At 70.5% G+C, this 13229-nt stretch carries 9 protein-coding genes and 1 pseudogene; 2 read left to right on the forward strand and 8 right to left on the reverse strand.

Going from position 1 to position 13229, the window contains the following annotated elements; genetic code table 11:
• Positions 1-298: 298 nt before the first annotated feature.
• Positions 299-2082 (reverse strand): annotated as a pseudogene (locus tag AB0M62_RS22575) (polysaccharide lyase 8 family protein); the annotation flags it as partial.
• A gap of 302 nt (positions 2083-2384) precedes the next feature.
• A complete protein-coding gene (locus tag AB0M62_RS22580; RefSeq protein ID WP_366076080.1) occupies positions 2385-3770 on the reverse strand; it encodes a M64 family metallopeptidase in 1386 nt (461 codons plus the stop codon).
• Between the two features lie 138 nt (positions 3771-3908).
• Here AB0M62_RS22580 and AB0M62_RS22585 point away from each other — a divergent pair, with 138 nt between their 5' ends.
• Positions 3909-5240: a helix-turn-helix transcriptional regulator gene (locus AB0M62_RS22585; RefSeq protein ID WP_366076081.1), complete on the forward strand. Its 1332-nt coding sequence runs from the start codon at positions 3909-3911 to the stop codon at positions 5238-5240.
• Between the two features lie 64 nt (positions 5241-5304).
• Here AB0M62_RS22585 and AB0M62_RS22590 read toward each other — a convergent pair whose 3' ends face one another.
• Positions 5305-5817: a hypothetical protein gene (locus AB0M62_RS22590; protein WP_366076082.1), complete on the reverse strand. Its 513-nt coding sequence runs from the start codon at positions 5815-5817 to the stop codon at positions 5305-5307.
• 225 nt (positions 5818-6042) lie between these two features.
• On the opposite strand from AB0M62_RS22590, the gene AB0M62_RS22595 reads away from it, so the two are divergent.
• Positions 6043-6663 carry a YceI family protein gene (locus AB0M62_RS22595; RefSeq protein ID WP_366076083.1) on the forward strand — a complete coding sequence of 207 codons (621 nt, stop codon included), beginning with the start codon at positions 6043-6045 and terminating at the stop codon, positions 6661-6663.
• 84 nt (positions 6664-6747) lie between these two features.
• On the opposite strand, the gene AB0M62_RS22600 is transcribed toward AB0M62_RS22595, so the two are convergent.
• From AB0M62_RS22600 to AB0M62_RS22620, 5 genes are all read right to left on the reverse strand, one after another.
• Positions 6748-7953, reverse strand: a complete 1206-nt coding sequence (locus tag AB0M62_RS22600) for a S8 family serine peptidase (RefSeq protein ID WP_366076084.1) — start codon at positions 7951-7953, stop codon at positions 6748-6750.
• A 139-nt stretch (positions 7954-8092) separates the two neighbouring features.
• On the reverse strand, positions 8093-9403 hold the full coding sequence (locus AB0M62_RS22605; RefSeq protein ID WP_366076085.1) for a hypothetical protein: 1311 nt from the start codon (positions 9401-9403) through the stop codon (positions 8093-8095).
• A gap of 71 nt (positions 9404-9474) precedes the next feature.
• Positions 9475-11085 (reverse strand): citramalate synthase, encoded by a 1611-nt coding sequence (cimA, locus tag AB0M62_RS22610; protein ID WP_366076086.1) that lies wholly within the window; start codon positions 11083-11085, stop codon positions 9475-9477.
• Positions 11086-11538: 453 nt separating this feature from the next.
• Positions 11539-12174: a TetR/AcrR family transcriptional regulator gene (locus AB0M62_RS22615; RefSeq protein WP_366076165.1), complete on the reverse strand. Its 636-nt coding sequence runs from the start codon at positions 12172-12174 to the stop codon at positions 11539-11541.
• Positions 12175-12188: 14 nt separating this feature from the next.
• Positions 12189-13226, reverse strand: a complete 1038-nt coding sequence (locus AB0M62_RS22620; protein ID WP_366076087.1) for an agmatine deiminase family protein — start codon at positions 13224-13226, stop codon at positions 12189-12191.
• Between the last annotated feature and the right edge of the window lie 3 nt (positions 13227-13229).

Consider the following 13229-nt stretch of genomic DNA (forward strand, 5'->3'; position numbering starts at 1 on the left):
CTTGGCATGCTGCGCCTCGGTGGCGCGCTCACTGGGGCCACGCCGCGCCTCCTCACGAAGGGAGTGCAGCTCGGCCACACGCCCACGGGAGTCGGTCGGGCTGCCCGCGATCTCGTCGCCCGGGATCTCGTCCAAAACGGTCATGTACCGACCCTACGAAGTCGGCCAAGAAAAACCTGCCGTCGACTCCGTACAGTCTCGGGACCGTTCTCCTGTCACCCCTGGACAGAACCATCCCGGCGTGCAGCCTAAGTGCCAGTTCAGGTCGGGTGCGCTTTGTTGAGGTTCCACAAGGGCCTCAATCGAGAGACACCTCACACCGATGGCTCGCACCGGCCGTGCCCGGGGTGACGCGAAGCCGCAGGGAACGGCCGGTTACCAGGACCTCGACGGCCGGGTCCCGGCCGGTGACGCGCTGCACCGGGTGGTCCCAGGTGATCTCCAGAGGCTGTCCGGTGCGCACAGGTTCGCTGATCCACAGGGTCGCGGTACGGCGCCCTCTGCGGACGATCACGCTCGACTGGGCCGTTGAGGTGATCCGCCCCACCGTACCCGGCTGCCAGAAGTTGGCGCCGGTGAATCCCAGCGAGCGGATCGCCACGGACTGGACCGCAGCAGTGTTGGTAACCAGGGAGAGCCAGCCGCGGTCGGCCGCGCGCGCCGCGAGGGTCCGCCGGGAGGCGCCGGGCATCAGCAGATACATGTATGACGCATCGGCCGGGTCGGTGCCATGGTCGAGCCAGAGGGTTTGGTATCGGCGGGTCTGCCGCTCGGTCGAACTGGTGGTGTTGATGTCCGACCACGCGCCGGTCCGGTCCTCGCGAAGCGTGCGCAGGTCCGCGCCGCCGGGGAAGACCCAGCCGCCGTGCCCGGCCAGGTGGGCCCAGCGGGGGCGGCCGCGGTCGTCGACGGTCAGCGCATGGGTGCCGTCCGCGCCGAGATTGCGGTTGTCGACCACCGTCTCGACCGGGACTCCGTCGGTGGCGCAGATACCGGCGCCGAGGCAGACGACCGCATCGCCAACGCAGAACCACGACTTGCGGGCCTCGAGGGTGGAGCCGAGGCCCTCGAGGTGCTGGCCCACGGCGGCGAACTCGCCGTCGGTGGCACCGCCGACCCACCGCACGGCGGGCTTGGGCAGGCCCCACTCGCCGCCGGCCCGGTCGGCGAGGCGCCGCGTGGACACGGTCGTGCCGGGCAGCCGGTACCAGTCGACGGTCGGCCAGAACCAGTCGGTGTACTGGCCGCCGTGGCCGGCGCCCCACCAGTAGAGCATTCCGGCACCGGTGTGCCAGCCGCGCGGATTCTCACCGTTGCCGCACTCGTAGTACGAGATCCGCTCCGAGGCCATGGAGATGTTCGCGACCCCAGCCCGGACGGCGGTGCACGGCCCGGTCCATCGACGCGAAGAGCTTGTGGCCCACCGGCTCCGGCGCGGCGGGAACCGGAGCCGCGGCGACCGCGTTCAGCCGGGCGAGGTCCGCGACGCCGAACTGCCGGCCGGTCAGGACCGGCGTGGTGGTGTCCCGCTCGATCCAGCCCTTGATCATGCCGTGCCAGCGCTCGCGCTCGGCGTCGCTCGCCCCGCCGGCGAGTACGGCGATCGCCGCGATGAGTAGCTGGCCGTGGAAGTGGTCGCTGCGCATCACCTTGTGGTCGTCGGCCTTGAGGTAACCCCGGCTGATGGCCCGCCCGTTGACGCTGTCCATCATCAGCCCGTCGTGTATCAGCGGCGCGTACGCGTGCTCGACACTGTCCAGGATGATCTGGCGGTTCGGATCGCTGACCGCCCAGGTGGAACCGGCGAGCAGGGTGAAGAGGCGGCCGAGGCCGTCGAGCATGACCTGCCCGTAGGTACCGGAGTAGGCGACCCAGGTGTGCTGGACGAAAGATCCGTCGACGTAAAGCCCGTCGCCCCTGGTGACGTACGGGAAGACCGGCGAGCGCGTCGCGGGCCAGCGCAATCTTTTCCGGCGCGCGGCCGAGGACACCGCGGAGGGCGACGGAGCGGCAGAGGTCGACGCGGTTGGCGCCGGTCGAGGTGCCGGTGTAGCTGCCCAGCATGGAGTCCGGGATGAAGTGGCTTGGACACCCTCCGCGCATCGGCCACGGCGAGGCGGCGCCCGGTGCGCGGTGCGCGGTGCGCGGAGCGGTGTGCGACGCCGGCGGTCAGTCTCCGCAGCGGAAGCGGGCGCCTGCCCTGGTCGACGGCTTCGAATTCCTCGTGCACGACCGTGCCCGCCCTGACGGTGGGCGCGTTCGCCACCACGCGCACGTCGTCGATCCGGACGGTCGCCAGCCTGCCCTGGGTCGCCTCCAGTCCGCCGATGCGCTGCTCGACGGTCCAACAACCGCTGCCCGGAAGTCCAAGTGGGCGGCCGGGGTCAGAGCCGGACGGTCCAGGCGACCGAGGAGCGCAGCGTCCCGGTGATCTCCGGGTTGCGAACCGAGTCGGTCCGGTCGACAACGGTGACCGTCAGCTTGTGCTTCTCGAAGTCCAGCAGCTTCGGCCCCAGTTCGGCCACCCTCAGTTCGGTCCGCCCCGCGAAGCGCTTGAGCTCCTTGCCGTCCAGGTACCAGCGGACGGTGAGCTGCTTCGCGTCCGCGCCCGTCAGCCGGGGCACGGTGATCTCCGCCGTGTGGCGGGCGCGCAGGGTGCGGTCGGTCGGCGTGACGGCGGTGGCGACCGTCGCGTGGCGGTAGAAGCCGGCGATCATCGCCTCGAGCCCCGGTAGGTTGAAGGGCCTGCCGAGGACGCGCATCAACGAGTTGTCGGTCGGCCGGTACAGACCCTTCACGAAGTAGCCGCCGCCCTCGTAAGCGCCGACCGCGCCGCCGTCCGGCGATGCCTCGCCGAGCCAGCGGTGCCATTTGGCGCGCTGCGCGGCCATGTGGTCGGCCGTGAGCGTGGAGACGTTGACGTCGGCGGGTTCCGGGCCCGTGTACTGCTCGTAGCCCGGGTAGCCGGGATAGAAGTACTCGTCGGCGAGCTTGCCCAGGGAGTGGCCGGTCTCGTGGATGGCGACCTGGCCCGACCTCTCGTTGCCCGCGGACGCGGTGGCGATGCCCTCGTAGCCGAAGGTCTGGCTGCGTTCGTTGTAGCCGGCGCCGCCGTACTTGGTGCTGTTGGCGAGGACGATAACGAGGTCGGCCTCCGGGGCCATGGCCACGTACGAGTCGACCTTCGTCTGGTCGATGCAGAGCAGGCGCTCGATGTCGTCGCACCAGAAGTACGAGCCGAGAGCGGTGTCCCGCACGGTGGCCCGGTCGGGGTCACCGGAGACCCCGGACTGCCGGGATACCGCGTCGACCGTCCAGACGTTGAAGAGGCTCCGGTACGTCGTGTACGGCTCGACGGCCAGGACCTCCGCCCACTTCTCCTTGGTGTCGGTGTGGAACTGCGCCAGCTCGGCGGCGGTGTAACCGTCTCCGATCACGACCACGTCCAGCCGGTCGGCGGTGGAGCCGTTGTCGATCACCTTGGTGACCTCGCCGTCGGCCGCCGCCTCGCGGGCGGACAGCCTGGTCGCGGGCCGGTCCCGGCCGTCGGCCGGGACCCGGGCATGGCCGGATCCGGCCGCTCCGCCGCGTTCCGGCCCGGGTATCTCGACCTCCACCGTCTTCGCCCCGGCCTGGTCCGCCCCGGCCTGGTCCGCCCCGGCCGGCGGAGCCGGGTCGGCGGCTGCGGTCCCGGGTCCGGCGGCCAGTGCGGCGGTCACGGCCGCGGCGACACCGGCCGCCACCACGGCTCTGCGCAGGGCTGAGCGCACGAGTCCTCCCCCTGTACGGAAGTTAAGTGCTTGAATAAGCGCGATGAACGAGTTGCTTAAATTAGGGCCGTGCGCGGGACGTGCGCAATGGGCAGTTGCCCCTGAATACTGGGGAGTTGGAGCAGCGAGGGGGTCTTCATGGACGAACCGGCCGAGATCGGCCGCCGGGTGCAGCGACTGCGTACCGAACGTGGCCTGACCCAGCGGCAGTTGGCGGAGCCCTCGTACACCTCCGCGTATGTGTCGACTCTGGAGTCCGGCAAGGTGCGGCCCTCCGAGACCGCCCTGCGCTTCCTGGCCGAACGCCTCGGCACGTCGTACGAGGAACTGGCAACGGGACGCCCCGCGCACCTGGCCACCGAACTACGACTCGGACTCACCGACGCCCAGCAGATGCTCGCCACCGGCGCAGCCGACGAGGCGGCCGTCCGCTACCGCCGGCTGCTCACCGACGCGGAACACCTCGACCTCGCACCCGAGCAGTCAGAGGCGCTGCTCGGACTGGGTGACTGCGCGCTGGAGGCCGGCGAACTCGCCGACGCGGGCCGGCACTTCGAGACGGCGGAGCGTCTCCTGTCCGGCGAACCGCTCCCCCGCCGAGCCCGGGCGATCCGCGGGCGCGCCATCGCGCACCTCCTCGCCGGGGAGCTGCGGTACGCCTGTTACCTGCTCGAGTCCACCATCGACGAACTCGGCGCGAGCGGGCTGGCGGACCCGGAGGCGCTGGTCCTGCTGTACGCCGCAGTCATCGGTCCGTACATCGACATGGGCGCCCACGCCAGGGCGGCGCACGCGGCCGAGCTCGCACTCGCCCTGGCACCCCGGGTCAGCGACCCGGCGCTGGTGGCGGGCATGCACCGGCAAGTGGCCCGTACGTTCCTCGCGGAGGGGCGCACGGCGGACGCGGACGCGTCGCTGGCCAAGGCCCAGACGATCTACCGGCAGCTGCGGCTGAACACGGATCTCGCGCACTGCCACTGGATGCGCGGCTACGTCCACGCCCAGAACGGCGAACTCGCTTCGGCTGAGCAGGAGTTGCATACCGCCCGGGACATGCTGGCGGCAAAGCGCGCCGCGCTCTACACCGCCCAGGTCGAGGTCGAGCTCGCGGATGTCCTGCGCCGCCTCGGCCGGCACGAAGAGGCGACCGCGCTCCTCTCGGCCCTGCTCGATCTGGGCGACCGGCACGGGGCCGTGCACGCGGGCGGGGCGCACCGGCTGCTCGGCCTGATCGCGGAGGACAGGGGGGAGACCGAGTCCGCCGAAGAGCACTACGTCCTGGCGCTCGGCCTGCTGGAACGGAGCGGGGCGACGGGCGACGTGGCCGACCTCTGCCGGCTGCTGGGCGACCTGCTGCGCCGTGCGGGCCGCACCGAGGCCGCGCTCGACGCGTACCGCACAGGGCTGGGCCACCGAGCCGCTCCGGGCACGACGACCCTGGGACCGGCACCCGCCTCCCCGCGGTTCTAGCCGGGCCCTTGTCCGGGCGATCCTGTCTGTTCAGGTCGCCCGGACAAGGCCTGGCATGGACCTGCTAGCACCCACCGCAGTTGTAGTACGTCACGTCCCAGTGGTTGCCCTCGTCCGCATAGATGTTGCCGGAGCCGGACCGCCACTGCGGGGCGCCGTCGCCGGGACGCGCGCCGATGTAGGTGAAGGTGTTCTTGATGTAGTTCCCGACACACGTGTACTTGCTGTAGTCGAGCTTGTAGCCGTTCCAGTGCGAGTACGTGCCGCCGGCGTGCCCGGTCTCGGTACCACCGGTGATGTTGAGGGCGCAGCCGCTGGCGCTCTTGAGGGTCTGGGCGCCCTTGGCGCTCGCGAGGTTGAGCTGCTCGAAGGACGTACAGGTCGGATCGTTGCGGTTCGAGCAACCGCCGGACGACGACCACGTGATCCCGGAGGAGCGGAACATCGAGGTGGCGGTGGCATGGCTGATCTTGGTGACGGCGTGGGCGTCGGTCGCGCTGCTGAAGACGCCGAAGCCGGGCGCGAAGAGCGCGCCGAGGACGAGTGCGAGTGCGCTGAGGACGGAGCGGATTCTCACGGGGATTCCTCCTGCTGATGACCGGCTGTGACCGGTGTGGGCCGCGCTGTCGGGTGGGACGGCTGTGCAGGTGGAGCAGAGCGATGGTGCCCGATGTCTACGCGCGTCCGGAAGAGGGCGTCACGGATCAGTTATTTGAAATTTGAACGACATGGGTTTACATTCGTTCTCGTTGAAGGTTAAACAACCTTTGTCCAAGAAGCAGACCGCACCCGAGGAGGAGCCATGGCTCTGTTCAACCGCAAGTCCAACCCCGCCACCCCGGCCGCCACTGCCACCCTCGAGGTGGACCCGGCGCTGGCCGCACTGACGGGCGAGTACACGATCGACCCGGCTCACTCCAGCATCGGCTTCACCGTGCGCCACGCCATGGTCACGAACGTGCGAGGCAGCTTCGGCGACTTCGAGGGCACACTGAGCCTGAACGGCTCCGAGCCGTCCCGCTCGGCGGCCTCCATCGAGGTCCGGATCGCCTCCGTCGACACGGGCATCGCGGATCGGGACGGCCACCTGCGCAGCGGGGACTTCTTCGACGCCGAGCAGTTCCCCCTGATGACGTTCCGGTCGGTCGCGGCCGAGCAGCTGGGCGGCGACAAGTACCGGATCAGCGGCGACCTCACGATCAAGGACGTGACGCGCCCGCTGTCGATCGACCTCGACTTCAACGGCTCGGCGACGGACGTCTACGGCAACGAGCGTGTCGGTTTCGAGGGCAGCGCCGAGATTCTGCGCTCGGACTGGGGCCTCACGTGGAACGCGGCGCTGGAGACGGGTGGCGTGATGGTCAGCGACAAGATCAGGCTGGCGTTCGACATCTCCGCGATCAAGGCCGCACCTCAGGCGTAAGGCCCGCAGGCCGGCTCACGCAACCGCCCGCCGTCCCCTGAGGGGGACCGGCGGGCGGTTGCGTGGCTCGAGAGCGGCGGGCGGTCAGAGTCCGCCGGTGTAGAGGAGGTTGTTCGGGGAGCCCTGGCCGAGGCTGGACAGGGCGCTCTTCGTCGACTGAGCGACGAGCCAGCTCGCCACCGTCGCCGGGGCGGCCGTCGGGTTGGCCGCCTTGTAGAGCAGCGCGGTCCCGGCCACGTGGGGCGAGGCCATGGAAGTACCGTCCATAGCGACGCTGCCGCCGCCGCGCCGGGCCGAGACGATCGAGATGCCCGGGGCGTAGAGCGACAGACACTCACCGAAGTTGGAGAAGCCGGCCTGCCGGTCCGCGGAGTCGCTCGCGCCGACCGTGACCACACGCGACGCGGATGCCGGTGAGACGTTGCAGGCGTCCGCGGACTCGTTGCCCGCCGCGACGACGGGCAGGACACCCCTGTCGGAGACGGCGTTGGCGGCGTTGTTCACCGCGGTGGACTGCGGGCCGCCGAGAGAGGCGTTGAGCACGGACGGCTGTACCGCGTTGTCGGCCACCCAGTCGAATCCGGCGATGACCCCCGACAGGCTGCCCGAGCCCTGGCAGTTGAGGACCCGGACGCTCACCAGCGTGGCCTCAGGCGCCACACCGTAGGTCGCACCCCCGACCGTGCCCGCGACATGCGTGCCGTGGCCTTGGCAGTCCTCGCCGTTCCGCCCGTCCCCGATGGCGTCATAGCCGAAAACGGCACGCCCGCCGAACTCGCTGTGGGCGTAGTCGATCCCCGTGTCGAGGATGTACGCGGTGGCACCGCGGCCGGTGGCGGTCGCGTTGTACTCGCCGTTGAGGGGCAGGCTGCGCTGGTCGATCCGGTCCAGACCCCATGAAGCGGCCGGTACACGAATCGCGTCGGCCGGCTTTGGCGCGAAGACCTCGGCGTCCTCCTCGACGGCTTCGACTCCGGCCGTCCACCGCACGTTGTGCAGCTGCACCGGGGTGAGCGCGGCGGCGAAGCCGCGCACCACCGACTTGTACATGAACTGCGACTTCACACCGAGCCGGCCCACCATCTCCGCCGGGTCGGCGTTCTCGCTGAGGGTCACGATGTAGCGGCCGGGCAGGGCGTTGGCGGAGCGGTGCAGCGGGGCGGGGACGGAACGGCCGCTCGCCGCCGGTGCGGTAGGAGCGGACTGAGCGGAGGCGGACAGCGGACCGGCCGCCACCAGGGCAGCGGTGACGGCCGTCGCGAGGGCGAGAAGCCTGATTCTGGTTGGCATGCTCCGGAGACAAACACACCCTAACGATCACGATCAATCACTTACCATCACAAGTCGCCCACTTTGCGTAGCAAAAGCAGGTTCCACTGCGCCATTCGCCCGTCAAAGCGCCTCGGCCGGGCCTCGGCAGTCTCCAGGCCTAGAACCCGCCGCCCGCGTCGAACCCGCCGCCGCCTCCGAAGTCGCCGCCGAAGTCCGACCCGTTGAAGTCGCCGCCGGAGTAGTCGCCGCCCTCGTATCCGGCGCCGTAGTCCGACGCGTACGCCGGGCTCGACATCAACGAGCCCAGCGTCGTGCCCACCAGCAGGCCGGGCAGGATGCCGCCGCCGAAGTAGCCGCCGGCCCAGGGTCCGTAGGCAGGGCCCGCCTCCCAGTACGGGCGGCGGCCGTCGGCCGTCTCGACCGTGCGGGTCATCGGGTCGTGGCCTTCACGCAGCCGCACCGCGTCCGCCGCGCAGACCGGGACCGTACGTGCCGTACCGCCGGCCGGAGCCCAAGTCGCGTCCTCGGCCGAGGGACCGTGGCGCGGGTCGAAGAAGCAGGGGGCACGGCGCTCGGGTACCGGAGCGCCCTCGCGGCGGGCCGCGAGTGAGGCCAGGGAGAAGCGGCCGCCCTCCAGGGCTTCGGTCACCCCGCGTACGTCGTCCGGCCGCCGGGCCGACGCCATGACCGACTTCGCCTTCTCGTACGAGTCGAGGCCGTGCTCGTAGTCCTTGCGCATCGCGTCATCGGCGCCCGGCTCACCGGGGTGGAAGTCGAGCCGGTCGAGTTCCTCGCCGAAGGCGGTGATGTCCTCGTCGACCACGACCCGCAGCTTGTCGAGGGCTTCGCGTTCCCGTTCCGCCATCTTCGCGCGGTTGCGGCGGACGATGGTGTACGCGCCCGCGCCGCCCGCCACAGCGATCACGCCGGCCGCGATCAGGGTCGTCGTCGAGGCGCCTTCCTGGGAGGCGGTGTCCCATGACGCCGGTGCCGAACCGCGGGTCTGCGGCAGCGCCTGGTCGACGAAGTTGTTCAACTGCGTTTCGGCGTCGACCGAGCCGGTCGCCTTCACGGCGTCGGTGACATTGCGGACGGCCTGGCCGGACATCACACTGCGGTCGGCCCCGGCATCGAAGCCGTCGCCGAGCCGCACGGCGTACAGGCCGGTGATGCCGGTCTCGGTGCGCAGGGTGCGCAGCACGCTGTCCGCCGGGAATTCGGCACTCTCGGGCAGCACGGCGACGAAGACCGGCTTGTCCGCCTTCTCGATCTTCTTCGCCAGGGCGTCGGCATCGGCCTGGGACAGCTGGGCCGAAGCCCGCGGGTCGACGTACACCGGGCCGTCCTTGAGGGCCTCGGCCACCGTCTCGGGACCGGTGGCCGCCTGCGCTCCCGGGGCCGCCACGAAGACGGCCGCCGAGAGCGCGAGCAGCAGACCGGACAGTGCGGAAAACACCCTGGTCTTCATACTTCGACGCTACCCGAAAGGCATCCTTTTCGGACATGCCGGGTAATGCGGATCAGGCCGCCCGGCCGGAGTTACTCGGCGGGCTCGACCCCGGCGCGGAGCAGGCCGTACGTGTACGCGTCCTCCAGCGCCTGCCAGGATGCCGCAATGACGTTGTCCGCGACGCCGACCGTCGACCACTCGACACGGCCGTCACCCGTGGCGATCAGCACCCGGGTCGTGGACTGCGTACCGTGCTTGCCCTCCAGGATGCGGACCTTGTAGTCGACCAGCTCGAACTTGGCGAGCTGCGGATAGAACGGCTCGAGCCCGACCCGCAGCGCCCGGTCCAACGCGTTGACCGGACCGTTTCCCTCGGCGGTGGCGACGATTCGCTCGCCCTTGGCCCACAGCTTCACGGTGGCCTCGTTGGCGTGCGAGCCGTCGGGGCGGTCCTCTGTGATGGCGCGCCAGGACTCGGTGCGGAAGTAGCGGCGGGCGCGGCCCTCGAGCTCCTCGCGCAGCAGCAGTTCGAAGGAGGCGTCGGCGGCCTCGTACGTGTAGCCCTTGAGCTCGCGCTCCTTGACCCGCTCCACGACCCGGCCCACCAGCTCGCGATCGCCGCCGAGGTCGACGCCCAGTTCTTTGCCCTTGAGTTCGATCGAGGCGCGGCCGGCCATGTCGGAGACGAGCATCCGCATGGTGTTGCCGACGCGCTCGGGGTCGATGTGCTGGTAGAGGTCGGGATCCACCTTGATCGCGGAGGCGTGCAGGCCCGCCTTGTGGGCGAAGGCGGAAACACCCACGTACGGCTGGTGCGTGGAGGGCGTCAGGTTGACGACCTCCGCGATGGCGTGCGAAATGCGGGTCATCTCGGCGAGCGCGCCCTCGGGCAGCACGCGCTTGCCGTACTTGATCTCGAGCGCGGCGACGACGGGAAAGAGATTGGCGTTGCCGACCCGCTCGCCGTATCCGTTGGCCGTGCACTGCACGTGAGTCGCGCCCGCGTCCACGGCCGCGAGGGTGTTGGCGACGGCGCAGCCGGTGTCGTCCTGGGCGTGGATGCCCAGGCGCGCGCCGGTGTCGGCGAGGACGGTGGAGACGACGGCCTGCACCTGGGCGGGCAGCATGCCGCCGTTGGTGTCGCAGAGGATGACGACGTCGGCGCCGGCCTCGGAGGCGGCGCGTACGACGGACTTGGCGTACTCGGCGTTGGCGCGGTACCCGTCGAAGAAGTGCTCGCAGTCGACGAACACCCGGCGGCCCTGCTCGCGCAGGTAGGAGACGGTGTCGCGGACCATCTCCAGGTTCTCGTCGAGGGTGGTGCGGAGCGCGAGTTCGACGTGGCGGTCGTGGGACTTGGCGACCAGCGTGATCACCGGTGCGCCGGACTCGAGGAGCGCCCTGACCTGGGGGTCCTCGGCGGCATTGCCGCCGGGGCGGCGGGTGGCGCCGAAGGCGACCAGCTGGGCGTGCTTGAAGTCGATCTCGGCCTGCGCGCGGGCGAAGAACTCGGTGTCGCGCGGGTTGGCGCCGGGCCAGCCGCCCTCGATGAACCCCACGCCGAAGTCGTCCAGATGCCGTGCGATCGTCAGCTTGTCAGCGACGGTGAGGTTGATCCCTTCACGCTGGGCGCCGTCGCGCAGCGTGGTGTCGAAGACATGGAACCCATCGTCGGTGGCGGTGGCCTCTGTCGTCGTCATGCTGATCCTGACTCCTGTCGGATGAGTGGCTCCGTAAGTAGCTGGCTCCACTTGCCCCCATCATCGCGCGCCTGCCGCCTCCGGCCGGGATGAGGTCCGGAAAACGAAAAAACCTCTCGCGGGTGCGAGAGGTCTGCGCGCGGGTCTGGGGCACGATGTCCACTGCCGCGGGGGGTCGTCCACGGGTCAGCGGCCACTGCGGACCGGCGCGCTGCTTCCCATAATCATTGCGAACGCAAGCACGCGGGCAGTCTGTCACACCCCTGCGGCGCGGCGGAGCCGGGTCTCACGATGCGGTCATCGGTGGACAGAGGGTGGGCGCCGCCGCGTGACGCGGCGGCGCGCCCACCTTCTGCCGGCCCCGGCGGTCGTTTCCCCTGTCCTCTCGTCCCAGGTCCGCAACCGTGCCGGAGGCCCCCGAAGCCAGACAAGATGCATGAGGCAAGATCGAGACTACTTGCGTGCGTCGTGGCCCCCGGAGCCGCCTCCGGCGAGGGAGTCGTCGAGGAACTCCCGCACGTGCGCCAGGATGTGCTCGCGGTCCAGGCCCGGCAGGCCGATCGCCACATGGATGCTGAAGCCGTCGAGGAGTGCCCGCATCCGCGCCGCGAAGCGCTCGGCGTCCACTCTGCGGAACTCCCCGCGCGAGACGCCTTCCGCGAGCAGGGCGACCAGATCGCGGTGCCAGGCGCCCTCGATCGCGGCCTGACGGGCGCGGGCGTCGGCGTCGGCGTTCTGGGAACGGTTCCAGACCTCCAGCCAGAGCGTCCAGTGCGGATCGCGGTGGCCGTCGGGCACGTACAGGTCGACGTACGCGTCCAGCCGCTCGCGAACCGTGTCCGGCCGGGACAGCAGGGCCCGCCGCTCCGCTCCGAGCTGGGACTCGCTCCATTCCAGGGTCTGCAGCAGCAGTTCGTCCTTGGAGCGGAAGTAATAGAGGAGATGACCGCTGCTCATCCCGACCTCGCGGCCCAGACCGGCCATGGTGAGCCCGTCCAGGCCGCGTTCGGCGATGGTGGCCATGGCGGCGGCCAGCACTTGCTCGCGCGGCGGCGCGTTCCTCCGCGCGCGCGCCGGGCCCGCCGTCATCTCTGCTCCCTCGGTCACACCTTCGGCTGCTGCTGGGTGACGCAGTGGATGCCACCGCCCCCGGCAAAGATCGTACGGGCGTCAACCAGCGTCACGGTCCGCTCGGGGAACAGACGTCGGAAGATCCCGGCGGCGATCTCGTCCCGCGGGTCGTCGAAGGAGCAGAGAACCACGCCGCCGTTGCACAGGTAGTGGTTGATGTACGAGTAGTCGGCCCACTCGCCGTCCTCGTCCTTCAGCACCGTCGGCGCCGGTATCTCCACGACCTCCAGCAGGCGCCCCTTGGCGTCGGTCGCGGTGCGCAGCAGGGCCGCGTACTCCTTGGACCGCTCGTAGTCGGGGTGTGCGGGGTCCTGCTGGCTGTGCACGACCACGACCCCCGGCTTGGCGAAGGCCGCGACGATGTCGACGTGGCCCTGTGTGCCGTACGTGCCGTAGTCGCCGGCCAGTCCGTGCGGCAGCCAGATCGCCTTCTCGGTGCCGAGGTGCGCGTGGATCTCGGCCTCGACCTGCGCGCGGGTCCAGTCCGGGTTGCGGCCGGCGCCGAGCTGGACGGTGTCCGTCAGCAGCACCGTGCCCTCGCCGTCGGTGTGGATGGCGCCGCCCTCGTTGACCAGGGGGGTGCTGTACGTACGCGCGCCCGTCAGATCGGAGACAGACCGGGCGATCTTGGAGTCGTGTTCCCAGCGGGCCCATTCCTGGGCGCCCCAGCCGTTGAAGGTCCAGTCGACGGCGGCCAGCCGGCCCTGCCCGTCGGTGACGAAGGTCGGGCCGATGTCCCGCATCCACGCGTCGTCGAGCTCACGCTCGACCAGCTCGATGTCCGGGCCCAGGAGTGCACCCGCGCCCTCGGTCTGGCCCGGGCCGACGACGACGGTGACCGGCTCGAAGAGCCGGACGGCGCGGGCGACGGCCGCCCAGGCGTGCCGGGCCCCGGCCAGCTCGTCGTCATTGGTGAAGGTCGGGTTGGGGCCGGGCCAGGCCATCCAGGTGCGCTCGTGCGGAGCCCACTCGGGGGGCATTCGGAAGCCGTCGGCGGAGGGAGTGCTCATGGG

Origin of the sequence: Streptomyces sp. NPDC051219, assembly GCF_040682335.1 — a bacterium.
GTDB lineage: Bacteria > Actinomycetota > Actinomycetes > Streptomycetales > Streptomycetaceae > Streptomyces.